General features: G+C 72.7%; 22 protein-coding genes. 10 read left to right on the forward strand and 12 right to left on the reverse strand.

What is annotated here, in order from left to right; genetic code table 11:
• Positions 1–46: 46 nt before the first annotated feature.
• Both BN1555_RS02725 and BN1555_RS02730 read right to left on the reverse strand, forming a co-directional pair.
• Entirely contained in the window at positions 47–1234 is a 1188-nt protein-coding gene (locus BN1555_RS02725; protein ID WP_093797505.1) for a 4-hydroxybenzoate 3-monooxygenase, read from the reverse strand.
• A 4-nt stretch (positions 1235–1238) separates the two neighbouring features.
• On the reverse strand, positions 1239–2423 hold the full coding sequence (locus BN1555_RS02730; protein ID WP_093797507.1) for a thiolase family protein: 1185 nt from the start codon (positions 2421–2423) through the stop codon (positions 1239–1241).
• 127 nt (positions 2424–2550) lie between these two features.
• Here BN1555_RS02730 and BN1555_RS02735 point away from each other — a divergent pair, with 127 nt between their 5' ends.
• Complete coding sequence (locus BN1555_RS02735; protein ID WP_093797509.1) at positions 2551–4299, forward strand: IclR family transcriptional regulator domain-containing protein; 1749 nt, start codon at positions 2551–2553, stop codon at positions 4297–4299.
• 215 nt (positions 4300–4514) lie between these two features.
• Here BN1555_RS02735 and BN1555_RS02740 read toward each other — a convergent pair whose 3' ends face one another.
• Positions 4515–5381, reverse strand: coding sequence for a TIGR02452 family protein (locus BN1555_RS02740; protein WP_093797511.1), 867 nt, complete (start codon positions 5379–5381; stop codon positions 4515–4517).
• Positions 5382–5560: 179 nt separating this feature from the next.
• Between BN1555_RS02740 and egtA the strand changes: the two genes are divergently transcribed.
• From egtA to BN1555_RS02765, 5 genes are all read left to right on the forward strand, one after another.
• Positions 5561–6838, forward strand: coding sequence for an ergothioneine biosynthesis glutamate--cysteine ligase EgtA (egtA, locus tag BN1555_RS02745; protein WP_093797513.1), 1278 nt, complete (start codon positions 5561–5563; stop codon positions 6836–6838).
• Positions 6835–8220 carry an ergothioneine biosynthesis protein EgtB gene (gene egtB / locus BN1555_RS02750; RefSeq protein WP_093797515.1) on the forward strand — a complete coding sequence of 462 codons (1386 nt, stop codon included), beginning with the start codon at positions 6835–6837 and terminating at the stop codon, positions 8218–8220. The genes egtA and egtB overlap by 4 nt, the downstream gene beginning before the upstream one ends.
• Positions 8220–8975: an ergothioneine biosynthesis protein EgtC gene (gene egtC, locus BN1555_RS02755; protein ID WP_093797517.1), complete on the forward strand. Its 756-nt coding sequence runs from the start codon at positions 8220–8222 to the stop codon at positions 8973–8975. Before egtB ends, egtC begins: the two co-directional genes overlap by 1 nt.
• The gene (gene egtD / locus BN1555_RS02760) at positions 8972–9937 is read left to right on the forward strand and encodes an L-histidine N(alpha)-methyltransferase (protein WP_093797519.1); all 966 of its coding nucleotides are present in this window, start codon (positions 8972–8974) and stop codon (positions 9935–9937) included. The genes egtC and egtD overlap by 4 nt, the downstream gene beginning before the upstream one ends.
• A gap of 230 nt (positions 9938–10167) precedes the next feature.
• Positions 10168–10383 carry a dodecin gene (locus BN1555_RS02765; protein ID WP_093797521.1) on the forward strand — a complete coding sequence of 72 codons (216 nt, stop codon included), beginning with the start codon at positions 10168–10170 and terminating at the stop codon, positions 10381–10383.
• 39 nt (positions 10384–10422) lie between these two features.
• Here BN1555_RS02765 and BN1555_RS02770 read toward each other — a convergent pair whose 3' ends face one another.
• Positions 10423–10914, reverse strand: a complete 492-nt coding sequence (locus tag BN1555_RS02770; protein WP_093797523.1) for a phosphatase domain-containing protein — start codon at positions 10912–10914, stop codon at positions 10423–10425.
• A 79-nt stretch (positions 10915–10993) separates the two neighbouring features.
• On the opposite strand from BN1555_RS02770, the gene BN1555_RS02775 reads away from it, so the two are divergent.
• Together BN1555_RS02775 and uvrA are read left to right on the forward strand one after the other, a co-directional pair.
• A complete protein-coding gene (locus tag BN1555_RS02775) occupies positions 10994–12016 on the forward strand; it encodes an MsnO8 family LLM class oxidoreductase (RefSeq protein WP_093797525.1) in 1023 nt (340 codons plus the stop codon).
• A 44-nt stretch (positions 12017–12060) separates the two neighbouring features.
• On the forward strand, positions 12061–14490 hold the full coding sequence (gene uvrA / locus BN1555_RS02780) for an excinuclease ABC subunit UvrA (RefSeq protein WP_093797527.1): 2430 nt from the start codon (positions 12061–12063) through the stop codon (positions 14488–14490).
• Positions 14491–14914: 424 nt separating this feature from the next.
• On the opposite strand, the gene BN1555_RS02790 is transcribed toward uvrA, so the two are convergent.
• Complete coding sequence (locus BN1555_RS02790; protein ID WP_093797529.1) at positions 14915–15385, reverse strand: protease inhibitor I42 family protein; 471 nt, start codon at positions 15383–15385, stop codon at positions 14915–14917.
• Between the two features lie 54 nt (positions 15386–15439).
• Between BN1555_RS02790 and BN1555_RS02795 the strand changes: the two genes are divergently transcribed.
• Positions 15440–15658: a hypothetical protein gene (locus BN1555_RS02795; RefSeq protein WP_093797531.1), complete on the forward strand. Its 219-nt coding sequence runs from the start codon at positions 15440–15442 to the stop codon at positions 15656–15658.
• Between the two features lie 78 nt (positions 15659–15736).
• Here the strand turns inward: BN1555_RS02795 and BN1555_RS02800 are convergent, their stop codons facing one another.
• The 4 genes from BN1555_RS02800 to BN1555_RS02815 form a co-directional block, all read right to left on the reverse strand.
• A complete protein-coding gene (locus tag BN1555_RS02800) occupies positions 15737–16126 on the reverse strand; it encodes a hypothetical protein (protein ID WP_093797533.1) in 390 nt (129 codons plus the stop codon).
• Between the two features lie 134 nt (positions 16127–16260).
• Positions 16261–17010, reverse strand: coding sequence for a succinate dehydrogenase/fumarate reductase iron-sulfur subunit (locus BN1555_RS02805; RefSeq protein ID WP_093797535.1), 750 nt, complete (start codon positions 17008–17010; stop codon positions 16261–16263).
• Positions 17007–18974, reverse strand: a complete 1968-nt coding sequence (locus BN1555_RS02810) for a fumarate reductase/succinate dehydrogenase flavoprotein subunit (protein ID WP_093797537.1) — start codon at positions 18972–18974, stop codon at positions 17007–17009. Before BN1555_RS02810 ends, BN1555_RS02805 begins: the two co-directional genes overlap by 4 nt.
• A gap of 1 nt (position 18975) precedes the next feature.
• A complete protein-coding gene (locus tag BN1555_RS02815; RefSeq protein WP_093797539.1) occupies positions 18976–19680 on the reverse strand; it encodes a succinate dehydrogenase in 705 nt (234 codons plus the stop codon).
• Positions 19681–19772: 92 nt separating this feature from the next.
• Here BN1555_RS02815 and BN1555_RS02820 point away from each other — a divergent pair, with 92 nt between their 5' ends.
• Positions 19773–20690, forward strand: coding sequence for a LysR family transcriptional regulator (locus BN1555_RS02820; protein ID WP_093797541.1), 918 nt, complete (start codon positions 19773–19775; stop codon positions 20688–20690).
• Here the strand turns inward: BN1555_RS02820 and BN1555_RS02825 are convergent.
• The 3 genes from BN1555_RS02825 to BN1555_RS02835 all read right to left on the reverse strand — a co-directional run bounded on the left by BN1555_RS02825 (position 20660) and on the right by BN1555_RS02835 (position 24889).
• Complete coding sequence (locus BN1555_RS02825; RefSeq protein ID WP_093797543.1) at positions 20660–22870, reverse strand: putative bifunctional diguanylate cyclase/phosphodiesterase; 2211 nt, start codon at positions 22868–22870, stop codon at positions 20660–20662. The genes BN1555_RS02820 and BN1555_RS02825 overlap by 31 nt on opposite strands.
• 2 nt (positions 22871–22872) lie before the next feature.
• Positions 22873–23685: an SAM-dependent methyltransferase gene (locus tag BN1555_RS02830; protein ID WP_093797545.1), complete on the reverse strand. Its 813-nt coding sequence runs from the start codon at positions 23683–23685 to the stop codon at positions 22873–22875.
• 229 nt (positions 23686–23914) lie between these two features.
• A complete protein-coding gene (locus tag BN1555_RS02835) occupies positions 23915–24889 on the reverse strand; it encodes an SCO0930 family lipoprotein (RefSeq protein WP_093797547.1) in 975 nt (324 codons plus the stop codon).
• Positions 24890–25068 lie beyond the last annotated feature (179 nt).

Genomic DNA, 25068 nt, shown 5'->3' on the forward strand with positions numbered 1-25068 from the left:
GGATCTCCAGTCGCTCAGTCGCTCAGTCACTCAGTCGTGCGGTCGCTCAGTCGAGGGGAAGTCCCGTGTAGTTCGCGGCCAGCTCCGCGGCGGCGGGCCGGGAGGCAGCGAGGCGGTGCAGCCTTGCGAGATGCACTCGGCCGTCGAACGCACTCTCGTTTGGTTGACTGTGCAACATCGTAGTCATGTCGTACGAGAAACGGGTGGCCTGCCATACCCGCCGCAGGCACAAGTCGGAGTAGGAATCGAGGAGTTCGTCCGATCCGGTGCGGTGGTGGTGGGTGAAGGCACGCGCCAGGACCTGCACGTCGGAGACCGCCAGGTTGAGCCCCTTGGCACCGGTGGGCGGCACGATGTGCGCCGCGTCCCCGGCCAGGAAGACCCGTCCGTACCGCATGGGCTCGGTGACGTGACTGCGCATCGGGGTCACCGACTTCGAGGTGATCGGGCCGCGCGCCAGGCTCCAGTCCCCGTCGACCGCGAAGCGCCGGTCGAGCTCGTCCCAGATCCGCTCGTCGGACCAGTCGGCGGGGTCGGTGCCGTTGGGGACCTGGAGGTAGAGACGGGAGACGTCGGGCGAGCGCATGCTGTGGAGGGCGAAGCCGCCCTCGCCGCGTGCGTAGATCAACTCGTCGCAGGACGGCGGGACATCGGCGAGGACGCCCAGCCAGGAGTACGGGTACGTGCGCTCGTACGTACGCCGGACCGCGTCCGGGACCGCCGCGCGAGCGATGCCGTGGAAGCCGTCGCAACCGACGACGTAGTCGCACTCCAGGGTCTGCTCGCGGCCGTCGTGCGCGAAGCGGACGACCGGCCGGCCGGATTCCGGCTTCTCGACGGCGAGGGCCTCGGCCTCGAAGAACAGCGGGGGCCCTTCGGCCAGTTGGAGCGCGACGAGGTCCTTGACGACCTCGGTCTGGGCGTACACCGTCACCGACCGCCCGCCGGTCAGTTCGGGGAAGTCGACGCGGTGGCTCCGCCGGTCGAAGCGGAGCTCGATGCCGTGGTGCACGAGTCCTTCGGCGTCCATGCGGGCGCCGGCGCCGCAGGCGCGCAGGGCGTCGACGGTGCCCTGTTCGAGGATCCCGGCGCGCTGGCGCTGTTCGACGTACGCGCGGGTCCTGTTCTCCAGGACGACGCAGTCGATGCCGGCGTTGTGCAGCAGCCGGGCGAGGAGCAGCCCGGCCGGGCCGGCGCCGATGATTCCTACGGTGGTGCGGAGGGTGGAGGACATCGGTTCAGCGCTCCAGTACGAGGGCGAGGCCCTGGCCGACGCCGATGCACAGCGCGGCGAGGCCGGTGCCCGAGCCCGCGGCGGCGAGCTGGTGGGCGACGGATCCGGCGAGGCGGGCGCCGGAGGCGCCGAGCGGGTGGCCGATGGCGATGGCACCGCCGCGCGGGTTGACGACGGCGGGGTCGAGGTCCGGCCATTCGGCGAGGCAGCCGAGCGACTGGGCGGCGAAGGCCTCGTTCAGCTCGAAGGTGGTGAGGCCGGTGAAGGACCGGCCCGCCTTGGCGAGCGCCCGCTGGACCGCCTCGACCGGGCCGAGGCCGAAGAGCTGCGGCTCGATGCCGGTGACGGCGGAGGCGCGGATGCGGGCGAGCGGCTCGCGGCCGGTGGCGCGCAGGCCCTCCTCGTCGACGATCAGGAGGGCGGCGGCGCCGTCGTTGAGGGGCGAGGCGTTGCCCGCCGTGACGCTGCCGGTCTTGCGGAAGACGGGCTTCAGCCTCGCCAGCGCCTCCATGGTCGAACCCTCGCGGATGCACTCGTCCCGGGTGAGGTCCACGCCGTCGTACGGGACGACCTCTCCGTCGTACAGCCCCTCCGCCCACGCCTCGGCCGCCTTCTGGTGGCTGGCCAGCGCGAAGGCGTCCTGCTGCTCGCGGGTGATGCCGTGCTTGTCGGCGATGAGCTCGGCGCCCTCGCCGAGCGGGACGGTCCACTCGTCGGGCATGCGGGGGTTGGTCATGCGCCAGCCGAGCGTGGTCGAGTGCAGCTCCTGGTGGCCGGCGGGGAAGGCGCGCTCGGGCTTCTGGAGCACCCAGGGGGCGCGGGACATGGACTCGACGCCGCCGGCGATGGCGACGGAGGCGTCGCCGAGCGCGACGGCGCGGGCCGCCTGGATGACGGCTTCGAGGCCGGAGCCGCAGAGGCGGTTGACGGTGACGCCGGGGACGGAGACGGGGAGACCGGCCAGCAGCACGGCCATCCGGGCGACGTCCCGGTTGTCCTCACCCGCGCCGTTGGCGTCGCCGAAGTAGACGTCGTCGATCCTGGCCGGGTCGAGACCGGGCGCGCGGGCGACGAGCGACTTGACGACGTGCGCGGCGAGGTCGTCGGGGCGTACGGAGGAGAGGGCGCCCCCGAACTTGCCGATCGGGGTACGGACGGCGTCGACGATGTAGACGTCGCGGATGCTCATCGGGTCTCCGGAGTCGTAGGGTGATCACTGCGCGAGTGTTCGCAGAATGAACTATCGTTCACATCTGACCTCGCCCGAGTCTCTGCGGAGCGTCGTCCGCTGTCAACGGTCTGCCAGGAGGAATCCCATGCCGAGTGCCACGCCGAGCGTCACGCCTGGTGCCACGCCGGGTGCGGCGTCGCGCTCCGCCGCGAGTGCCGTGGAGCCCTTCGAGCCCTTCGAGCCCGTGGAGCCCGTCGAACCGGTCGGTCCGCTGGAGCGCGGGCTCACCGTGCTGCGCGCCCTGTCCGCGCCCGGTGCCGATGACCGGATGCGGCACAGCGACCTCGTACGGTCGACGGGCCTGGCCCGCTCCACGGTCGACCGGGTCGTGTCCACCCTCGACCGGCTCGGCCTGGCGCGCAGCGACGGACGCGAGGTGGCACTGGCGCCCCGGCTGATGGAGCTTCCCGGCGCGTACCTGACGGCCTGCGGGATCCCGGCGGCGCTCGGACCCGCGGCGGAGCGGCTCGCGGACGAGTTCGACGAGTCGGTGTCGGTGGCGGTGCCGGACGACGGGGTCGCGGGGGTGCGGTTCGTGCTCCAGACGACACGGCAGCGCACCATGTCGCTCGCCTTCCGGATCGGCGATCTGCTGCCCGCCGAGCGGTGCGCGCCGGGTGCGCTGTTCGCGGCGGAGTGGGACGCGCGGCAATGGCGGGTGTGGCGCGGGCGGCTGGCCGCGGACCCGTTGGACGCGGGGTTCGCGGCGGTGCCGCCGCGTGGCGCGGCACGGGACGCGGACGCGGACGCGGAGGCCTTCGAGCGGCGGGCGGCGCGGGCGGGCGTGGACGGCTGGGCGGGCGACGACCAGCTGATCGAGCCGGGTCTGGTCGCGGTCGCCGTGCCCGTACGCGACGGGGCCGGGCGCACGGTGTGCGCGGTGAGCGTGGTCAGCCACACCAGCCGGCACACCCTGGACTCGCTGCGCGAGACCGTACTGCCCCGGCTGCGCGCGGTGCGCGGAGAACTGGAGACGGCGCTGGCGGCGCCGCGTCCCGCGCCGGAGACCGCGCCCGTGCGGGACACCTCGCTGGAGGCGAAGCGCGAACTCGGGCCGGGTTTCCTGCAGTCCCTGGCGCGCGGCCTCGCCGTCCTCGGCTCGCTCGGTGCCGACCGGGGCGACGGGATGGCGCTGACGGCGGTCGCCGGGGCGACCGGACTGGCGCGGGCGACGGCACGGCGCTCGCTGCTCACACTGGAGCAGCTGGGGTACGTCGCCTCGGACGGGCGCCAGTGGCGGCTGCTGCCGCGCGTGCTCGAACTGGGCTGCGCCCGCCTCTCCGAACGGGGACTCGCGGACATCGCCCGGCCCCATCTCGTGGCGCTGGTGCGGCGCGTGCACGAGTCCGCGTCACTGGCGGTGCTCGACGGCGCCGACATCCGGTACGTGGCGCGCGTCCCCACGGTGCGCATCATGAGCGTCAACATCACGGTGGGCACGCGTTTTCCGGCGTACGCGACATCGATGGGGCGGGTGCTGCTGGCGGGACTGGCGACCGGCGAGCGGCCGTCGCTGCCGGAGGCACTGCCGGCGCTGACCCGGCACACCGTGACCTCGCCGGTCGAGCTGGGCCGCGTCGTCGAGCGGGCGGCGGCCGACGAGTACGCCCTGGTGGACGAGGAGCTGGAGGAAGGTCTGCGCTCGCTGGCGGTGCCGGTGCGGGACGGGCAAGGGCGTGTGGTCGCCGCGGTGAACGTGGCCCGGCACGCGGGGAACGGCACGCCGGAGGAGATGCGGGAGGCATTGCTGCCGGCGTTGCGGGAGGCGGCCGCGCTGATCGAAGCGGACCTGCGGGCCCTGGGCACGGCGGGCCGGGCCGCACCGCCGCTCTGACCCCGGCGCCCCCGCGGGGCCGTTCCCCGCCCGTCTCCTTCCCACACCGCGAGAGAGCGGCCCGGCCCGTACGTACCCGCGCCCGTACGTACCCGCGTACGCCGCCTCAGCCGCCCGTCGGCACCTGCAGGTGTCCGGCGACGCCACGCGCGGCCCGGCAGGTCCACGCCGCGCACCGGGCCGTCCAGGTCCTGGCCTCACCCGGGTGGCGGCTTCTACGGCTGGAGGCCGGCCCCGGTCACGGCCCCGGACTCCGTCGTGCGCCCGGCGAAGACCGTGCGGAAGGCGCCCCGCACGGATGCCTCGCGCGTGCGGTCCAGCACCCCGAAGACCACCTCGTCGAAGTGGCCGGAGAAACGTCCTTCTCCGGTGAGGTGCGCGTGGAACGCGCCCGCCACGGCAGCGGGATCGTTCCTGAAGACACCGCAGCCCCAGGCGCCCAGCACCAGCCGCCGGTAGCCGCACGCGGCGGCCGTCTCCAGGACCCGCCCGGCACGGGACGCGAGCGCGGCCGGGATGCGGTGCGCCAGGTCGGGTTCGCGGCTGCGGATCACTCCCGCGTTGGGCGCGGGCGAGGTGAGGAACCCCGCGGTGTACGGCGCGGCGACCAGTGCGCCGCGGTCGTCGCGGAAGACCGGGACGCCGGGCGAGTGGATGACCCGGTCGGTGTAGAACGGGCTGCGGTCGGCGCGGTGGTGGGCGTAGAACCCGGGGGCGCGCAGCAGGGTCGCGTACAGCGCGGAACCCCGGCACAGCGCCTCCTCCTGCGCCTGGGCGCCGTTCAGGTAACCACCGCCCGGATTGCGCGCGGAGGCGAAGTTGAGCACGGCGACCGGGCCGGGCGCCGCCCCGGCCAGCCTGCGCGCCGCCTCCAGACTGCTCTCCCCCGTGACTTCGAAGACCGTCGTACGGTCCGTGTCCGGCGTGACGGGGACCGGGCCGGGACCGTACGTCCTGGTCCCCGCCAGGGCAGCGGCCAGTGCGTCGCCGATCGGCACGCCGTGGCCGTCCGGAGCGGTGTACCGGCCCGCCCGGACGATCTCTTCGGTCTCTTTCGCGATGCCCCGCAGTCGTGCGCTCACAAGCCAGATCGTCGGTGACCACCGCCCGTCGGCGCAACGGGGTTTCCGCGCCCGCCGGGGCACCCTTGTGCGAGTCGGCGTCTATGGCTTAGGTGGGGGCCGATGCCCGTCCCGGCCCGTCCGGGGCGGGCTCAGGCACGATCCCGTCCATCCGGCCATTCGGCAAGGGGGAACAGTCCATGCCCACAAGCGACTTCGCGCAAGAGGGCCCACCGGTCACCGAGAACGACGCCGAGGCGCTGCTGCGCGGCATCTGTTTCAAGACAGGTCCGCCGCGCACCGTCGGCGTCGAACTCGAATGGTTCGTCCACGAGCTCCACCTCCCCGAGCTCCCCGTGGAACCCGCCCGTATCGAAGCGGCGACGACCGCTCTGCGGGCCCTGCCCCTGCTCTCGGCGCTCACCGTCGAGCCAGGCGGCCAGCTGGAACTCAGCTCACTCCCGGCCCCGTCCCTGGCCGAATGCATCGACTCCGTCTCCGCCGATCTGGACGCCGTACGCGCCGTTCTGCGCTCCCGGGACCTCAGCCTCACCGGTATCGGTACGGACCCCTGGCACCCCCCGAAACGTGTTCTGCGCGAACCCCGTTACGACGCGATGGAGGCGTACCTCGACCGGGCGGGTCCCGCGGGCCGGACCATGATGTGCTCGTCGGCCTCCGTCCAGGTCTGTCTGGACGCGGGACACGAGGAGCCGGGCACGCTCGGCCACGGGCGGCGCTGGCTGCTCGCCCACCTCCTGGGCGCCGTACTGTCGGCGGCGTTCGCCAACTCGCCCTTCCACCACCGGCGCCGTACCGGCTGGCGGTCCACGCGCCAGGCCCTGTGGACGGAGATCGAGCCCGGCCGCTCCGCCGCTCCGCCGCTCGACGCGGAGCCGCGCGGCGCGTGGGCGGACCGCGCGCTGGACGCTCCCGTCATGTGCGTCAGGGGTCCGGACGACCGGCCGTGGGACGTACCGGAAGGGATGTCCTTCCGTTCCTGGATACGTTCCGGGGTGCCCCGGCCGCCGACCCGCGCGGACCTCGACTACCACCTGACCACCCTCTTTCCGCCGGTGCGTCCGCGCGGCCATCTCGAACTGCGCATGATCGACGCGCAGCCGGGCGAGGACGGCTGGATCGTTCCGCTCGCCGTGGCCACGGCGCTCTTCGACGACCCGGCGGCCTCGGAGATCGCGTACCGGACCGTCAAGCCCCTCGCGGAGACGGCCGGTTCGCTGCCCGCACCGCGCAATCCGCTGTGGATCAACGCCGCCCGGTACGGGCTGGCCGACGCCGAACTGCGGGCGGCCGCCGAGGTCTGCTTCGACGCGGCGCTCGACGCGCTGCCCCGGCTCGGCGCGTCCAACGCCGTGCAGTGCGCCGTCGCCGCGTTCACCGAGCGGTACGTCGTGCACGGGCGGTGCCCCGCCGACGATCTGATCGACCCCGCTCACGGGAAGGACGTCCGCGCATGAGCGACCCCATCGAGACCACCGGTCACACCACCGATCCGGAACCGCTGCGCGCACGCGCCGTCGACGCGCTGCTCAGAGCGCGCGAGCGCACCGCCGCGCTCACCGACTGCGTGGACGACGGCGAACTGACCGCCCAGCACTCCCCTCTGATGTCGCCGCTGGTCTGGGACCTGGCGCACATAGGCAACCAGGAGGAGCTGTGGCTGCTGCGGGCGGTCGCGGAGCGCGACGCGATGCGGCCCGGGATCGACTCGCTGTACGACGCCTTCGAGCATCCGCGCGCCGCGCGCCCCTCACTGCCACTGCTCGCCCCCGCCGAGGCCCGGGGATACGCCGCGGAGGTGCGCGGCCGGGTCCTCGACGTACTGGAACGCAGTCCCCTGCGCGGCACCCCGCTGCTGGACGCGGCCTTCGCCTTCGGGATGGTCGCCCAGCACGAGCAGCAGCACGACGAGACCATGCTGATCACCCATCAGTTGCGGCGCGGCCCCGTCGCGCTCACCGCTCCCCCGCCGCCCCGTCCGACGGCCGCGACGACCGCCGGCGTCCCGGACGAGGTCCTCGTCCCCGGCGGACCGTTCACCATGGGCACGTCCACCGAACCGTGGGCGCTCGACAACGAGCGGCCCGCGCACCACCGTTTCGTCCCGGCGTTCTTCATCGACACGGTGCCGGTGAGCAACGGCGCGTACCTGCGCTTCATGGAGGACGGCGGATACACCGACGAGCGCTGGTGGGCGGCCGAGGGCTGGGCGCAGATCCGCAAGCACGGCCTGCGCGCACCCCTGTTCTGGCGCCGTGAGGGCGGCCAGTGGCTGCGCCGGCGCTTCGGGGCCGTGGAGCCCGTACCGGAGGACGAGCCGGTCCTGCACGTGAGCTGGTACGAGGCGGACGCCTACGCACGGTGGGCGGGGCGGCGACTGCCCTCGGAGGCCGAGTGGGAGAAGGCGGCCCGCCACGACCCGGCGGCGGGCCGCTCGCTGCGCTACCCGTGGGGCGACGCCGACCCCACCCCGGAGCGGGCCAACCTCGGCCAGCGCCACCTGCGGCCGGCGCCGGTGGGGGCGTACGCCGCCGGGGAGTCCCCGCTCGGCGTACGACAGCTGATCGGCGACGTGTGGGAGTGGACGTCGAGTGACTTCCTGCCCTATCCCGGCTTCGCGGCCTTCCCGTACCGCGAGTACTCCGAGGTCTTCTTCGGCAGCGCGCACAAGGTGCTGCGCGGCGGTTCCTTCGCCGTCGACGCGGTGGCCTGCCGGGGCACGTTCCGCAACTGGGACCTGCCGGTGCGCCGCCAGATCTTCGCCGGGTTCCGTACGGCGCGGGACGCGCCGGACACCCGGGACGTGCCGCCGGGCACACCGGGCACGGTGGTGTCCTGATGTGTCGTCACTTCGCCTGCCTGGGGCCCGAGGTGCCCCTCGGCGACCTTCTGGTGAAACCCGCGCACGGCCTGTACCGCCAGGCGTGGGCGCCGCGCCGCCAGCGGTACGGGACCGTCAACGCGGACGGGTTCGGGGTCGGCTGGTACGCCGAGGGCGACCCGGTTCCGGCCCGCTACCGGCGCTCGGGGCCGATGTGGGCCGACGCCTCCTTCGCCGACCTGGCCCGCGTCGTACGCTCCGGGGCCGTGCTCGCGGCGGTCCGCGACGCCACGGAGGCGGGCGCGGACGGGGAGGCGGCGGCGGCTCCGTTCGCCGCCGGTCCCTGGCTGTTCAGCCACAACGGCGCGCTCAGGGGCTGGCCCCGGTCGGTCGCGCCGCTCGCCGGCGCGCTGCCCGCGGCCGAACTGCTCGCCCTGGAGGCGCGGTGCGACTCGGCGCTGGTCTGGGCGCTCGTACTGCACCGGCTGCATGACGGCGACGAACTGGGGCAGGCGCTGGCGGACACCGTCCTGGAACTGGTGGAGGCCGCCCCCGGCTCCCGGCTGAACCTGCTGCTCACGGACGGCGAGACGGTCGCCGCGACCGCCTGGGGCGACACCCTCTGGTACTACGCGGAGCCGGGCCGCCGCACGGTCGTGGCCTCCGAACCGTACGACGACGATCCCCACTGGCGCGAGGTCCCGGACCGTACCCTCCTCTCCGCCACCCGCACCGATGTCCTGCTGACCCCGCTCAAGGAGCCCACTGCGTGAGCCCGTTCCTGCTGACCCGCACCCTGCCCGAGGACGCGACGGACGCCGACCTGCGCGCCGACGTGCTGCACGGACTGACCCGCACCTCCAAGGCGCTGCCGCCGAAGTGGTTCTACGACGCGCGCGGCAGCGAGCTGTTCGAGGAGATCACCCGGCTGCCCGAGTACTACCCGACGCGCGCGGAGCGGGAGATCCTGATCGCGCGCTCCCCCGAGATCGCGGCCGCCACGCGGGCCCGCACGCTGGTGGAGCTGGGCTCGGGCTCCTCGGAGAAGACCCGCCACCTGCTGGACGCCCTCCTGCCCGAGCTGCACAGCTACGTCCCGGTCGACGTCAGCGAGAGCGCGCTGACCGCCGCCGCGACGGCGCTCCTCGACGAACGGCCCGCCCTGACCGTGCACGCGCTGATCGCGGACTTCACGCGCGGCCTCGCCCTGCCCGGGACGCCGGGTCCGCGCCTGGTCGCCTTCCTGGGCGGCACGATCGGCAACCTGCTGCCCGACGAGCGCGCGACGTTCCTCAGGTCGGTGCGGTCACTGCTGGCCCCCGGGGACGCGCTGCTGCTCGGCACGGACCTGGTGAAGGACGAGGAGACGCTCGTCGCGGCGTACGACGACGCGCGGGGCGTCACCGCCGCGTTCAACAAGAACGTCCTGTCGGTCATCGACCGGGAGCTGGGCGCGGACTTCGACCCGGACGACTTCGGCCATGTCGCGGTGTGGGACCGCGGGCACGAGTGGATCGAGATGCGGCTGCGGGCGCGTACCGCGCTGACGGTGAAGATCCGCGAGCTGGACCTCGTGGTGTCGTTCGAGGAGGGCGAGGAGATACGCACCGAGGTCTCGGCGAAGTTCCGGCGGGAGAAGGTACGCCGGGAACTCGCCGGGGCGGGGCTGGACCTGCGGGAGTGGTGGACCGACGCCGGCGAGCGCTTCGCGCTGTCGCTGGCGGTGGCGGTGTAGGGGCCCGTCGGCACCCGCGACGGACCGGTCCCGGGCCCGAGGGGCGGGAGGGGTACCGCGATCCGCTCCAGCCCCTCGGGCCCCCGGACGAAGTCCGGGGGGTAGGGAACCACCCCCCGGGGCACCCGCACAGTGCCAGAAGCCGAACATGCGCCCCGGCGACTGCTGGGGCACGGTGGGAGAAGCGCGCCGGGACGCCCCGCGCCGCCAGGAACAGAGAGGGAGCCCCCATGTCCGACCACACGTACCGCGTCACCGAGATCGTCGGCACCTCGACGGAGGGTCTGGACCAGGCGATCCGCAACGGCATCGACCGTGCCTCGCAGACGCTGCGCGGCCTCGACTGGTTCGAGATGACACAGGTGCGTGGCCACATCGTCGACGGCCGGATCGAGCACTACCAGGTGGGCCTCAAGGTCGGCTTCCGTCTCGAGGACACGGAGTGACCCCGTAGCCGGGAGCGCGTCGGGCCGGGCGGGAACGCGTCAGGTACGGCCCTCGCGCTCCTGCGCGTCCCTGAGCGCCGCCGACGTGGCCGCCCAGCGGGCGCGCACGACCCGGAACCCGGCCTGCTCCGCCGCGACGCAGACCAGCTCGTCGTCGTCCACGAGCATCCGGATCTCCCGGCCCTGCGCCGCCAGCCGTTTCAGGATCTCCAGCTTGGTGTGGCGGGCGGGCCGCCGGTCGTTGTCGCGGCGCATCCAGATCCGCCCCTCGGGCAGGTCCCGCGCGGCGAGCCAGGCGAGCGTGTCGCGCCGGCACCGCTCGGGGCGGCCGGTGAGGTAGGCGACCTCGCACTCCCGCGCGCTCTCCAGGACCATCCGCACCCCCTCGGGCAGCGGCGGGTCCTGGGGCGCCGCGCCGAAGAAGGCGTTCCAGTCCCGCGGCCTGCGCTCCAGGAAGTGCTGGCGGTGCGCCGTGTCGGCGAGAGTCCCGTCCAGGTCGAACACGGCCAGTGGTCTGCTGCTGTGCGTCATTGAGGCACCTTAGGGCGTACCCGGCCGGTCTTTCCGCGCCGGCCGGGAATCCCCGCGCGGGACAGGCGTTGAAGTGAGGGTGAGCTCAGTGATCGCGCAGACCCGGTTCTCCGTACTCGACCGTTCCCGTACGCGCGAGGCGCACGACGCACCGCAGGCACTGCGGGACACCGTGGACCTCGCCCGGCGGATCGAGGCGCTGGGCTATCACCGGTTCTGGGTGTCGGAGCACCACAGCGTGCCCGGCGTGGCCGGTTCCGCGCCGACCGTGCTCGCCGCCGCCGTCGCCGCCGCGACGTCCACCGTCCGGGTGGGCACGGGCGGTGTGATGCTGCCGAATCATCAGCCCCTGGTCGTCGCGGAACAGTTCGGCGTACTGGAGTCGCTCTTCCCCGGCCGGATCGACATGGGCCTCGGCCGCTCCGTCGGGTTCACCGACGGGATACGCAGGGCACTGGGCCGGGACAAGAAGGACGCCGGGGGCTTCGCCGCCCAGCTGGGCGAGTTGCTGGGTTACTTCACCGGCGACCAGAGCGCGCACCCGCAGGTCCACGCCCACCCCGCGGAGGGGCTGCGGATCCCCGCGTTCGTGCTGGCCACGGGCGCCGGGGCCCAGGTCGCGGCGACGGCCGGGCTGCCGCTGGTGATCGCGGCGGCACGCGGCGAGGACGAGATGCTGCGCGCGATCGACGGGTACCGGGAGGCGTTCCGGCCCTCCCCGTGGGGCGAGCGGCCGTACGTCGTGCTGTCGGGCACGGTGGCCGTGGCCGGGACCTCCGAGGAGGCCGCGCGGCTGCTGGTGCCGGAGGCCTGGGCATCGGCGTACTCCCGCACCCGCGGGGCGTTCCCGCCGCTCGCGCCCGCCGACGAGATCCTGGCCCGGCCGATGAGCGACCGCGAGCGGGAGCTCTTCGACGACGCCCGGCGCGGGCACATCCACGGCACCGGGGACGAGGTCGCGGACGCCCTGGAGAAGGTCCTCGGCCGCAGCGGCGCGGACGAGTACCTGGTCACGACGAGTACGTACGACCGCGGGGCGCTGCTCGACTCGTACCGGCGGCTGGCCCGCCTGGTGGGGCTGACCGGCACGGACGCCGCCTAGAATCGAGCCGTTCGTCGCACCAGTCCCCGCGTACGGAGCCCCCGATGCACAGTGCCCACGACCCGTACGTGCGCGTGCGCGGCGCCGACGAGCACAATCTCCGGCACGTCGACGTCGACATCCCCCGTGACGCGCTCGTCGTCTTCACCGGCGTCTCGGGTTCCGGGAAGTCCTCACTCGCCTTCGGGACGATCTACGCCGAGGCCCAGCGCCGCTACTTCGAGTCCGTCGCGCCGTACGCCCGCCGCCTGATCCACCAGGCCGGCGCGCCCAAGGTCGGTGAGATCAGCGGTCTGCCGCCCGCCGTGTCGCTGGAACAGCGCAGGTCGGCGCCGACCTCGCGGTCCTCGGTCGGGACGGTCACCGCCCTCTCCAACTCGCTGCGGATGCTGTTCTCGCGCGCGGGCACGTACCCGCCCGGCGCGGCCCGCCTCGACTCGGACGCGTTCTCGCCGAACACGGCGGCCGGTGCGTGCCCCGAATGCCACGGCCTCGGCCGCGTCCACCGCACCAGCGAGGAGCTGCTCGTACCCGACCCGTCGCTCTCCGTCCGGGAAGGCGCGATCGCGGCCTGGCCGGGCGCCTGGCAGGGCAAGAACCTGCGCGACGTGCTGGACGCGCTCGGGTACGACGTGGACCGGCCCTGGCGCGAGCTGGAGCAGCGGGACCGCGACTGGATCCTCTCCACCGACGAGCAGCCGGTCGTCACCGTGCACCCGGTGCGCGAGGCCGGCCGCATCCAGCGCCCGTACCAGGGCACGTACATGAGCGCCCGGCGCTACGTCATGCACACCTTCGCCGACTCCAGGAGCCAGACCCTGCGGGCGAGGGCCGAGCGCTTCCTGACCGCCGAGCCGTGTCCGGTGTGCGGCGGCAGCAGGCTGCGCCCCGAGGCGCTCGCGGTCACGTTCGGCGGCCGGACGATCGCCGAGCTGGCCGGGCTGCCGTTGTCGGCGCTCGCACGCGTGCTGGACTCCGCGGCGTCGGCACCGGACGGGCCCGACGGGAGCGAGGCGGCGCGCGTCCTGACGGGCGACCTGCTGGCGCGGATCGCGGTCGTCACCGAGCTGGGGCTCGGCTATCTGAGCCTCGACCGTACGACGCCGACGCTCTCCTCCGGCGAACTCCAGCGCCTGCGCCTGGCGACACAGCTGCGCTCGGGGCTCTTCGGCGTCGTGTACGTACTGGACGAGCCGTCGGCCGGGCTGCACCCGGCCGACACCGAGGCCCTGCTGGTCGTCCTCGGCCGGCTGAAGGCGGCGGGCAACTCGGTCTTCGTCGTGGAACACCACCTGGACGTGATGCGCAGCGCGGACTGGCTCGTCGACGTCGGTCCGCAGGCGGGCGAGCACGGCGGCCGGGTGCTGCACAGCGGCCCGCCCGCCGGTCTGGCCGGGGTCGCCGAATCGGCGACCCGCCGCTTCCTCTTCGGCCGCGGGCCCGCCGCGCCGCGCGAGGTCCGCACGCCCTCGGGCCTGCTGCGGCTGAACGGTGTCGAGCGGCACAACGTGCGCGGCGTGGACGCCGAGTTCCCGCTCGGGGTCTTCACCGCCGTGACGGGTGTGTCGGGTTCCGGGAAGTCGACCCTGGTCGGGCAGGTGCTCGCGGGCGTCCTGGCGGACCGGACGAACAGGGGGGCGGAGCCGGGGGCGGGGTGCGCCTCGGCCGAAGGGCTGGAGGCCGTGGAGCGGCTGGTCCAGGTCGACCAGCGCCCGATCGGACGTACGCCCCGCTCCAACCTGGCGACGTACACCGGACTCTTCGACGTCGTGCGCAAGCTCTTCACCGGCACGGAGGAGGCACGGGCGCGCGGGTACAAGGCGGGGCGGTTCTCCTTCAACGTGGCCGGCGGACGGTGCGAGACGTGCCAGGGCGAGGGGTTCGTCTCGGTGGAGCTGCTCTTCCTGCCGAGTACGTACACCCCGTGCCCGGACTGCCACGGCGCGCGCTACAACCCGGAGACCCTGGAGGTCACGTTCCAGGGGCTCAGCATCGCCGGGGTGCTCGACCTGACCGTCGAGGCCGCGGCCGGGTTCTTCGCGGACACCCCCGCCGCCGTACGCAGCCTCCGGGCGCTCCTCGACGTCGGACTCGGCTATCTGCGGCTCGGACAGCCCGCGACGGAGCTGTCGGGCGGCGAGGCGCAGCGCATCAAACTGGCGAGCGAGCTCCAGCGCACCCGCCGGGGCCACACCGTCTACCTCCTCGACGAGCCGACGACCGGGCTGCACCCGGCCGATGTCGAGGTGCTGATGCGGCAGTTGCACGGCTTGGTGGACCAGGGCCACACGGTGATCGTGGTCGAGCACGACATGGCGGTGGTGGCGGGCGCCGACTGGGTGATCGACCTCGGCCCCGGCGGCGGTGACGAGGGCGGTCGGATCGTCGCGGCCGGGCCGCCGGCCGAGGTGGCAAAGGCGCCGGGCAGCCGTACGGCCCCGTACCTGGCCCGGGAGCTGCGGCCCGCGGTCTGAACGCCGGTCAGCGGCCCCGGGGCGCGGCTGGTGCGGCGCAGCCCGATCAGCTCGGCCACGGACTCCAGCCAGCGGGCGGTGGTCTCGTCGCCGACGACCGGACGGGCCACGGTCCCGGCCGGCTCCAGCCACAGCCGGACGGTGTCCGTGGCGGCCTGGCCCGGAAGCAGTTCGGGGAGCCGGGACGCGTACCGCACACCGCCACTGCGCACGACCTCGGCGAGGAACGCCACGGACCGCGGCAGGACACCGAGCCGGTCGAGTACGACCGCGGCCCCGATGGCACCGTCTCCGAACAGGGCGGTGCGGTGCGGGCCTTCGGCGGGGATGCCGTAGCGCAGCATCGTTGCGGTGTCGAGGCGGGCGCAGTCGTCGTCGGTCCTGGTGGGGCGGGGGGCGGGGTCCATGGGGGCCTCGGATCGGGTCATCGGACGGTGACGGTGTAGACGAAGTACTCGCGGTCGTGCTCGCCGGGGGAGCCACTCGCGACGGGGAACGGCGACTCCGAGGGCGAGGGCGACGGCGCGGGGTCACCGAAACCGGCATTGCATCTGCCGAGCCGGCAGTACAGCAGCTTGATCTTCGTGGTGCCCGGCTCGACCGCCCGGAAGGTGAAGGACTGCGTTCCGCCGCCGCCGACGTTCCCGTCGTCGCCCTCGTACTCCTCGTCCTGGCCCTGGAGCCGGACGACATCACGGTCGGGACGCGGGTCGGCCACGTACCAGTTCTCGCCCGTCGAAGGGCCGGCCGGCAGGGACAGCGGGAACTCGTCACCCGCGTCCACCTCGACGGTCCTCTCGTCGACCTCGTAGGTCTCGGGACCGGGGAGCCCGCAGCCGGCCAGGGCCAGGGCGGACAGCGGCAGGGCGAGGGCGGCTGCGAGTCGATTGCGCATGAAGGAGTTCCTCACTCGGCGGGAAGGTGGACGGCGTAGGCGTCGGGCAGGCCCTTGAGGGCGATCTGCCCGACCCGTTCCTGGACGTCCCGCGCCGCCTCCGCCTGCTGGGCGTACCGCTTCGCGATGTCGTCGAGCGTGCTGGGCGAGCCGACGGGCGCCGAGACGTTCAGGGCGTTCTGGACGGCCTCGATGAGGGTGTTCTTGTCGTCGGCGCCGGCGATGGCCCGGTGGTGGCCGACGAGCTTCTCCCGGCGGTCGGTGGTGGATTAGCCTGCGGCGGGCATGGCTTCGCGGCCTGCGGTATTCGGTTCGGAGCAGTCGACGGGGAGCAGCGGGCGGAGGCGGCGCTCAGCCGAAGTCGGCGAGGCCGACCGGGGGCGAACCCGGAGGAGGCGGTCCGGGAGCCGGCATGGTGCGCATGCCGGGTGCGGGCCCGGCATGCGCCGGCGCCGGCATGGTCGTCATTCCGCCACCGCTCGCCTGGAGCTCGTCCATGGTCCTGAGGTCGGCGCCGTGGTAGTTCGCCTTGGAGATACGGACCTTGTCGGCCAGCTCGTGCAGCGCGCTCTCCAGCACCTCGGCCTCGGCCTGCCACGCCTGGGAGAAGTCGTTGAACGCCGGGCCGGAGTCCGAGCCGCCGAGGGCGTCCGGCGTGTAGCAGAGCTGCTCCTGGAGAGCGGCGCCGATGTCACCGGCGTCGTCGCCCGCCTGGTCGAGCTTGTCGGCCTCGGCGTCCATCCCGCTCCTCTGGACGCGGTAGCCACCCTGGTGCGCCTGCCCGGCCATCTTCCCCCGCTTGCCAGCCGTTCCCGACCTCGCGGGGGAAGATTAACAGCAGCTGGTGACATGCCCACAACCACCAAACCGTCGGGTCAGCGGCGCGATGCCTTCCTGGTCGCCCGCAGCCACTCCTTGTTCATCGCCGCGATGGACGGCAGCGGAATGCCCTTCGGGCAGGCGGTGGCGCACTCGCCGGCCAGGGTGCAGCCGCCGAAGCCCTCCTCGTCCATGGCCGAGACCATGTCGAGGACCCGGGTCTCGCGTTCGGGTGCCCCCTGCGGGAGTACGTTCAGGTGGTTGACCTTGGCCGAGGTGAAGAGCATCGCCGAGCCGTTGGGGCAGGCCGCGACGCACGCGCCGCAGCCGATGCACTCGGCGTGCTCGAACGCGAAGTCGGCGTCGGCCTTGGGCACGGGCGTGGCGTGCGCTTCGGGGGCGGCGCCGGTCGGGACGCTGATGTAGCCGCCCGCGCCGATGATCCGGTCGAACGCCGACCGGTCCACCACCAGGTCCTTGACCACCGGGAAGGCGCCCGCCCGCCACGGCTCGACGTCGACGGTGTCGCCGTCCTCGAAGTGCCGCATGTGCAGCTGGCAGGTGGTGGTGCGCTCCGGGCCGTGCGCGTCGCCGTTGATGACGACGCCGCACGCGCCGCAGATGCCCTCGCGGCAGTCGTGGTCGAAGGCGACCGGCTCGTCGCCGCTCAGGATCAGCTTCTCGTTGAGCGTGTCGAGCATCTCCAGGAACGACATGTCCTCGGAGATGCCGTCCAGGTCGTACGTGACCATGGCGCCGGGTTCCTCGGCATTGCGCTGGCGCCAGACGCGCAGGGTGAGCCTCATGCGTAACTCCGCTGGGTGGGGTGGACGTAGGCGAATTCGAGGGCTTCCTTGTGCAGTACGGGGGCCCGGCCCGTACCCGCGAACTCCCAGGCGGCGGCGTACGAGAACTCCTCGTCCCTGCGGGCCGCCTCACCGCCCTCGGTCTGGCTCTCCTCGCGGAAGTGGCCGCCGCAGGACTCGGTGCGGTGCAGGGCGTCGAGGCAGAGCAGCTCGGCCAGCTCCAGGTAGTCGACGACGCGGTTCGCCTTCTCCAGCGACTGGTTGAGCTCCTCGCCCGTGCCCGGCACCTTGATCCGCCGCCAGAACTCCTCGCGGATCTCCGGGATGCGGCCGAGCGCCTTGCGCAGGCCCTCCTCCGTGCGCGCCATTCCGCAGTACTCCCACAGGAGTTCGCCGATCTCCTTGTGGAAGGAGTCGGGGGTGCGGTCGCCGTCGACGGCGAGCAGCCGCTCCAGGCGGTCGTTGGTCTCCGCGACCGCGCGCACCGCCTCCGGATGGCTCCCGTCGACGTCGTCGTGGTGGGGGTTGCGGGCCAGGTAGTCGTTGATGGTGGACGGCAGGACGAAGTAGCCGTCGGCCAGGCCCTGCATGAGCGCGGACGCGCCCAGGCGGTTCGCGCCGTGGTCGGAGAAGTTGGCCTCACCGATGGCGAAGAGGCCGGGGACGGTGGTCTGGAGGTCGTAGTCGACCCACAGGCCGCCCATCGTGTAGTGGATCGCCGGGTAGATGCGCATGGGCACCTCGTACGGGTTCTCGGCGGTGATCCGCTCGTACATCTCGAAGAGGTTGCCGTACTTCTCCTCGACGGCCCCCCGGCCCAGGCGCCGGATCGCGTCGGCGAAGTCGAGGTAGACGCCCTGCCCGCCGGGGCCGACCCCGCGCCCCTCGTCGCAGACGTTCTTCGCGGCGCGCGAGGCGATGTCGCGCGGGACGAGGTTGCCGAAGGACGGGTAGATCCGCTCCAGGTAGTAGTCGCGCTCGTCCTCGGGGATGTCGGCGGGCGGGCGGGTGTCGCCCTGCGCCTTGGGGACCCAGATGCGGCCGTCGTTGCGCAGCGACTCGCTCATCAGGGTGAGCTTGGACTGGTGGTCGCCGGAGCGCGGGATGCAGGTGGGGTGGATCTGGGTGAAGCAGGGGTTGGCGAAGTACGCGCCGCGCCGGTGCGCCCGCCAGATCGCCGTCGCGTTGGAGTTCTTGGCGTTGGTGGAGAGGTAGAAGACGTTGCCGTACCCGCCGCTCGCGAGCACCACGGCGTCCGCGAAGTACGTGCCGACGCGGCCGGTGATCAGGTCGCGGGCCACGATGCCGCGCGCCCGCCCGTCGACGACGATCAGGTCGAGCATCTCGGTGCGCGCGTGCATCTCGACGTTCCCGGCCGCGATCTGCCGCGACAGCGCCTGGTAGGCGCCGAGGAGGAGCTGCTGCCCCGTCTGGCCCCGGGCGTAGAAGGTCCTGGACACCTGTACGCCGCCGAAGGAGCGGGTGTCGAGCAGGCCGCCGTACTCACGCGCGAACGGTACGCCCTGCGCGACGCACTGGTCGATGATCTCGACGGAGATCTGGGCGAGGCGGTGGACGTTGGACTCGCGGGCGCGGAAGTCGCCGCCCTTGACCGTGTCGTAGAACAGGCGGTGGACGGAGTCCCCGTCGTTGCGGTAGTTCTTGGCAGCGTTGATGCCGCCCTGCGCGGCGATGGAGTGGGCGCGGCGCGGGGAGTCCTGGTAGCAGAACTGGACGACGTGGTAGCCCTGCTCGGCGAGCGTGGCGCCGGCGGCACCGCCCGCCAGGCCCGTCCCGACGACGATGACGGTGTGCTTGCGGCGGTTGGCCGGATTGACCAGCCTGGCCTCGAAGCGGCGGGTGTCCCAGCGCTCGGCGACCGGGCCGGAGGGAGCCTTGGTGTCGGCGACCGGCGCACCGGTCGTGTAGGCCGTGTAGCCGGCGTACCGCGTGTACTCACTCATGTCAGCCCACCACTCCAGTCATGACGGCGACCGGTACGGAGACGAATCCGGCGGTCAGCACCAGTGCGAGGCCGTTGGCCACGGTCTTGAGGATCCGGTCGCGCCGCGCGTTCCCCACGCCCAGCGTCTGCGCGGCGCTCCAGAAGCCGTGCCGCACGTGCAGTCCGACGGCGAGCATCGCCACGAGGTAGATGACGTTGCCGTACCAGGTGGAGAAGGTCGCGACGACGTTCTCGTACGCGCGCCCCGGCTGCGCGTTCTCGTTCACCGTCAGCGTCGTCAGGTCCAGCAGGTGCCACACGATGAACAGCGCGAGGATGATCCCGCCCCAGCGCATGGTGCGCGTCGCGTAGCTCGCCCGTCGCCGCTTGTGCACGTACTTGCTCGGCCGCGCGGCGATGTCGCGCCTGCTGAGCTGGTACGCCGCGACGCCGTGCAGCACCACCGCCGCGAGCAGCACCACGCGCACGGCCCACAGCGCCCACTCGTAGTGCAGGAGGGGCTCGCCCATGGTCCGCAGCCAGTGCGCGTAGGCGTTGAACTCGCCGGAACCGAAGAAGATCTTGAGGTTGCCGAGCATGTGGGCGACCAGGTACATCAGCATGATCAGGCCGCTCACGGCCATCACCGTCTTCTTGCCGACGGTCGATCCCCAGAAGGAGCGCGTGAGAGACGGTTGCCGTTCCGTCCGCGTAGCCAGTGCCATGCCGCTGACGCTAAGGCCCGGAGGCATCAGAGGTCCAAGACATGGTTCGGCTCATATCCATAGGCTTGGCCTATCGCGGCTAGGGTGGTGCCATGCAGTTCCAGCAGCTCCTCTACTTCGTGACCGTCGCCGAGACCCTGCACTTCACGCACGCCGCCGAGCAGGTCCACGTCTCCCAGCCGTCCCTCTCCCAGCAGATCCGCGCGTTGGAGAAGGAACTGGGCGCGGACCTCTTCACCCGCGCCCGCGGCAACATCGCCCTCACCGACGCCGGCGAGGCCCTGCTGCCGCTGGCCCGGCGCATCCTCGCCGACGCCGACACCGCCCGCCACGAGGTCCAGGAGCTGGCCCAGCTGCGGCGCGGCAGGGTGCGGCTCGGCGCGACGCCGAGCCTGTGCACGGGGCTGCTCCCCGACGTCCTGCGCACCTTCCACGACCTGCATCCCGGCATCCAGCTGCTGATCGAGGAGAGCGGCTCGCACGATCTCGTACGGGAACTGGCGCGCGGCGCGCTCGACCTCGCCCTGGTCGTACTGCCGCTGCCGACGCCGTCCCCCGCCCTGACCACCGTCGAGCTGCTGCACGAGGACCTGGTGGTGGTCTCCGCCGCGTCGGTCCCCCGTCCCGGACACGGCAGGTCCGTACGCGTCGCCGACCTGGAGGGCGAGCCGATGGTGATGTTCCGGCACGGCTACGACCTGCGCGAGCTGACCGTCGCCGCCTGCCGGGCCGAGGGCTTCGAGCCGTCGTTCACGGTGGAGGGCGGCGAGATGGACGCCGTGCTCGGCTTCGTACGGGCCGGGCTCGGGCTCGCGGTCGTGCCCCGCATGGTGGCCGCGCGGGCGGGGCGCGACCTGCGGGTCACGCCCCTCGCCCGGCCCGGCCTGAGCCGTACGATCGCCCTCGCGCACCGCAGCGACGTGGACCCGCCGCGCGCGGCCCGCGAGCTGCAGAACGTCCTCCTCGCTTCCCGAGTCCGTCAGACGGCGTCGGCCAGCAGCAAGGTGTGAATGCGGTCGGGCGCCCCGGGCCTGGCGTAGTACCAGCCCTGCGCGGTGTCGCAGCCCAGCGCGCGCAGCTGCGCGGCCTGTGCGCCCGTCTCCACGCCCTCCACCGTCACGTCCAGGTCCAGGCTGTGTGCCAGTGCCACGATGCCCTCGACGATCTTCAGGTCGACGGTGTCGGCCGGATGCTGCTGCATGGACCGGGTGAAGGAACGGTCCAGCTTGAGCACGCTCACCGGCAGCCTGCGCAGATTGGCGAGGTTGGAGTAGCCGGTGCCGAAGTCGTCGAGCGCGATGTCCACGCCCATCTCGGCGAGCCGGCGCAACGGCTTGAGCAGGTCGTCGTCGGCGCCGATCAGCGCCGACTCGGTGACCTCCAGGCACAGCGCACTCGGCTCAAGCCCCGCCCGCTCCAGCACGTCCACCGTGTCGGAGACCAGACCGGGGTGGCGCAGCTGCATCGGTGAGAGGTTCACGTTGATGCGCAGCGGACCACCGTCGGAGTGGCGCTTCTGCCAGAACCTGGCCTGGCGTACGGACTCTTCGAGCACCCAGCGGCCGAGCGGCACGATCAGCCCGGTGTGCTCGGCGAGCGGTATGAACCGGTCGGGGCCGAGGACGCCGTGCTGCGGGTGGCACCAGCGCACCAGTGCCTCCGCGCCGTGCACACTGCCGTCGCCGAGATGCACCAGCGGCTGGTACTCGATGAAGAACTCGCCCCGCTCCAGCGCGGCGGGCAGGGCGTTGGTGAGTCCGTGCCGGGTGATGGCGCGGGCGTCCGCCTCCGCGTCGGCCGTCTCGAAGCGGTTGCCGCCCGCCGACTTGGCGCGGTACATGGTGATGTCGGCGCTCCGCAGCACCTCGGCGGGACCGCGTTCGCCCGCCGGGCCCTCGACGATGCCGATGCTGCCGCGTACGGTCAGGTCACGGCCCTCGATGCGGATCGGGGCCGACAGCGCGGTCAGGATGCGGGTGGCGAGCTCGTCCACCTCCCGGCGGGTGTCGGGGCCCGTGGTCAGCGCCACGAACTCGTCACCGCCGAGCCTGGCCACCATCTCGCCGGGCGCCGTCGCGCAGCTCTGCAGCCGGTCGGCGACCTCCACGAGGAGCCGGTCGCCCGCCGAGTGGCCGAGGCTGTCGTTGACCGCCTTGAAGCCGTCGAGATCGAGGTAGCACAGGCCGAAGCGCATGCCGTCGCCCGCGGACAGCGCCTTCTCCAGGCGCTCGAAGAACAGCGTGCGGTTGGGCAGACCCGTCAGCGCGTCGTGGGTGGCCTCGTAGCGGAGCCGCAGATTGAGCAGCCGCCGCTCGGTGGTGTCTTCCATGAGCGCCAGCTGGTACTGCGGCTTCCCGTCGGCGTCGCGCAGCAGCGAGACCGTCAGATTGGTCCACAGGACGGTGCCGTCGGTGCGGTAGTACGGTTTCTCGACGCGGTAGTTCTCGCGTTCGCCCCGCACCAGTTCGCCGTACAGCCGCCATACGTGGGGCGTGTCCTCGGGGTGGACCCACTCGCTCACCTTCTTGCCGCGCACGTGGTGACCGAGCCCGCCGAACATCCGCATGAGCGCGTCGTTGACCTCCAGGATGTTGCCGTCGAGGTCGGCGATGCCGATGCCGATCGCCGCGCCCTCGAAGACCGCGCGTAACCGGGTCTCGGTGGCGTGCAGTGCCTTCTGCGCCTCGGTGCTCGCCAGGAGCGACGACCGTGCGAGGGCCTCCTGCTCGGCGAGGGTCCGCTCACGGAGGGCCTGCGCGAAACCGGCGGCGACGGCGTGCTGGAGCCGGGCGCAGCGGGCCCGCTGCTCCTCGGTCCCGACGGGCGAGTCGTCCTCCCCGGCGCAGTACAGCACCAGGTAGGAGTCGACCACTCCGAGCGTACGGACGAGGGCGTCCGGGTCGGTGCAGTGCGCGGCGACCAGGGCGGCGCCGACCTCGTACGCGGGCGTGGTGTCGAAGGGCCGCCGGTGCAGAGCCTCGCTCAGCTTCCGGGCGAGCGGCAGCAGGTGCCGTTCGACCTCGGGGCGGGTCATGGAGGTGGCGGTGACGGGGAAGACGGCCCGGCTCCAGATCGTCGCGAACCGGCCGAGCCTGTCGTCGAGTCTGTCGCCGGGTCCGTCGTCGGGGCCGCCCGCGGCTCCCTGCTCGGCGTCCGTCCCGGATCCGGGCCCCGGCGCCTGTGCTGGCACGCTCACTGCTTGCGTCCCACCCCTGCATAGCCCGAGTAGGCGTACGGATCCTCCTGCGCGGCCGGGATCTCGGGCCGCCAGTCCGGCATCGGGACGAGTCCGGGCTCGACCATCGCGTACCCCTCGAAGAACCGTGCGACCTCCTCGCGCGAGCGCATGACCAGCGGGTTCTTGATGTCCTTGTAGACCCCGACCGTGCCGCCCGCCTGCTCCTCGGGGATCGGGATCCCCTCGTAGGAGGCGTGGGTCAGGATCACGACGCTTCCCGGCGCGAGGGCGTCGCGCAGGGTGGCGACGGCGGCCTGCGGATCGTCGGCGTCCTCGACGAAGTGGAGTACGGCGACGAGCAGCAGCGCCACCGGCCGGTCCAGGTCGATGAGTTCGCCGACCACGGGGTCGTTCAGGATCTCCTGCGGCTTGCGCAGATCGGCCGCGATTATGCCGGCCCGGTCGTTGCCCGCGAGCACGGCCCGGCTGTGCGCGACGGCGACCGGGTCGTGGTCGACGTATACCACGCGGGCCTCGGGGTCGGCGGCCTGGGCGACCTCGTGGGCATTGCCGAAGGTCGGTATGCCGGATCCGATGTCGAGGAACTGGGTGATGCCCTCGCCGACCGCGAAGCGCACCGCGCGGCGCATGAACGCCCGGTTCGCCTGCATGACCTTCGGGAGGCCCGGCATGAACTCCATGGCCTTGCGGGCCGCCTCCCTGTCGACCTCGAAGTTGTGCGAACCGCCCAGGTAGAAGTCGTAGATCCGGGACACGCTCGGCACCGAGAGGTCGATGCCCTGAGGTGCCCAGGCGGGTCGCTCCATCAATGTCTCCAACTCGTCGCCACGGGACGTCCGGTCATGGCCAAGACCGGCGTTCGAGCCGAGGCTACTGATCGGCAGGCATCAGAGCGAGCAAAAACGGAAATTGGCGGTCCGTTCTGGGTCACACTCCACAGGCATGTGCGACACATACGACCGGCCCGCCCACCGCACGAAGCGGAAGGACGGGCCGGCCCCGGCCGGGCACCACAGCGTGGGGAAGCCGTCGGAACTAAGCGGGCGCGCCGACCAGCTTGCCCTCGGGCGAGACCGCGTACCAAGTGCCCCCGACCCCCTGGCCGTTGGTGTCACCCGGCTTCACGTCGCCCGAGAAGGTGTAGACGGGCCAGCAGTCGATCGTCTGCTGCTGGACACCGTCGGGGCGGTCGAAGACGACGAAGCCCTTCTTGAGGATGCCGTCGGTGTCGTTCTTCCCGACCGGCGGGACGACCGGCCACTTGTCCAGGCAGGCGCCGGTGCAGGCCGTCCTCATCGGCCAGGCCGAGTCCTTCTTGAACCGGTAGACCGTCATCCCCTTGGAATCGACCACGACGTCGCCGAGGTCGGGGTCCTCGCGTACGGACATGCCCGCGAGGCCGGAGGGGTTCTCGGCGGCGTCGTCCCGCGTGCCGTCCGCCGCGCCCGGTGCGGCCTTCTTCCCGTCGGGGGCGGAGGCGAACCATGTGCCGCCGACGCCCTGGCCCTTGGCGTCGCCGGGTCCGGTGTCCTTGGCGAAGCGGTACATGGGCCGGCCGCCGATGGTGAGCTGCTTGGCGCCGTCGGCCCTGACCACCTCGCCGAGCGCCGAGGCATCGGTGCCGGGGGCGGCCGTGGCATCACCCGCGGGCACGACCGGCCAGGCCTTCGCACAGTCGCCGTCGCAATTCGACTTCGGCGGACTGGCGGTGTCCTTGTCGAACCGGTACAGCGTGAAACCCCTGCTGTCGGTGACGACCTTGCCGAGCTTCTCGCTGTCCCAGACGGCGAGCCGGCCCGCGGCCCTGGGTGCGGCGGCCTGTCCACCGGGTGCGTCGGTGTAGCCGTTGCCCGAGCCGTAGCCGTTCCCCGCGGGCTGTCGCGCGGGGTTGGCATTGCCCACGGACTGGCCGTTGGGAGACTCGGTCGCCCTGTCCTGACCGCACGCCGCCGTCAGCACCATCACAGTTGCCGCCGTCACCGCGAGCGAGACGTTCCGCCAGGTCTTCATGTCGACTCCTGTGCACCGGGGTTGAGTCGCGACGCTGCAGTGCGTCGCTCATGGCCCTAGGTACGGGCGAAGGGCACCCGGGTGTTCAAAGCGTTCGCGAAATTCCCCAGGATCTCCGATGCACAGGCAGGGCGATCACGAACGCAAAACCGTGAAAGTCCCATCCATCAGGGGAATCA

The sequence above is a fragment of the Streptomyces sp. Wb2n-11 genome (genome assembly GCF_001049855.1).
GTDB classification, from domain to species: Bacteria; Actinomycetota; Actinomycetes; order Streptomycetales; family Streptomycetaceae; genus Streptomyces; species Streptomyces altiplanensis.

Excerpts from the sequence above, each read along its gene's own strand:
- BN1555_RS02725 (WP_093797505.1), bottom strand. The coding sequence starts at position 1,234 with ATGTCCTCCACCCTCCGCACCACCGTAGGAATCATCGGCGCCGGCCCG.
- BN1555_RS02730 (WP_093797507.1), bottom strand. The coding sequence starts at position 2,423 with ATGAGCATCCGCGACGTCTACATCGTCGACGCCGTCCGTACCCCGATC.
- BN1555_RS02735 (WP_093797509.1), top strand. The coding sequence starts at position 2,551 with ATGCCGAGTGCCACGCCGAGCGTCACGCCTGGTGCCACGCCGGGTGCG.
- egtA (WP_093797513.1), top strand. The coding sequence starts at position 5,561 with ATGCCCACAAGCGACTTCGCGCAAGAGGGCCCACCGGTCACCGAGAAC.
- egtB (WP_093797515.1), top strand. The coding sequence starts at position 6,835 with ATGAGCGACCCCATCGAGACCACCGGTCACACCACCGATCCGGAACCG.
- egtC (WP_093797517.1), top strand. The coding sequence starts at position 8,220 with ATGTGTCGTCACTTCGCCTGCCTGGGGCCCGAGGTGCCCCTCGGCGAC.
- BN1555_RS02765 (WP_093797521.1), top strand. The coding sequence starts at position 10,168 with ATGTCCGACCACACGTACCGCGTCACCGAGATCGTCGGCACCTCGACG.
- BN1555_RS02770 (WP_093797523.1), bottom strand. The coding sequence starts at position 10,914 with ATGACGCACAGCAGCAGACCACTGGCCGTGTTCGACCTGGACGGGACT.
- uvrA (WP_093797527.1), top strand. The coding sequence starts at position 12,061 with ATGCACAGTGCCCACGACCCGTACGTGCGCGTGCGCGGCGCCGACGAG.
- BN1555_RS02790 (WP_093797529.1), bottom strand. The coding sequence starts at position 15,385 with ATGCGCAATCGACTCGCAGCCGCCCTCGCCCTGCCGCTGTCCGCCCTG.
- BN1555_RS02800 (WP_093797533.1), bottom strand. The coding sequence starts at position 16,126 with ATGGACGCCGAGGCCGACAAGCTCGACCAGGCGGGCGACGACGCCGGT.
- BN1555_RS02805 (WP_093797535.1), bottom strand. The coding sequence starts at position 17,010 with ATGAGGCTCACCCTGCGCGTCTGGCGCCAGCGCAATGCCGAGGAACCC.
- BN1555_RS02810 (WP_093797537.1), bottom strand. The coding sequence starts at position 18,974 with ATGAGTGAGTACACGCGGTACGCCGGCTACACGGCCTACACGACCGGT.
- BN1555_RS02815 (WP_093797539.1), bottom strand. The coding sequence starts at position 19,680 with ATGGCACTGGCTACGCGGACGGAACGGCAACCGTCTCTCACGCGCTCC.
- BN1555_RS02820 (WP_093797541.1), top strand. The coding sequence starts at position 19,773 with ATGCAGTTCCAGCAGCTCCTCTACTTCGTGACCGTCGCCGAGACCCTG.
- BN1555_RS02830 (WP_093797545.1), bottom strand. The coding sequence starts at position 23,685 with ATGGAGCGACCCGCCTGGGCACCTCAGGGCATCGACCTCTCGGTGCCG.
- BN1555_RS02835 (WP_093797547.1), bottom strand. The coding sequence starts at position 24,889 with ATGAAGACCTGGCGGAACGTCTCGCTCGCGGTGACGGCGGCAACTGTG.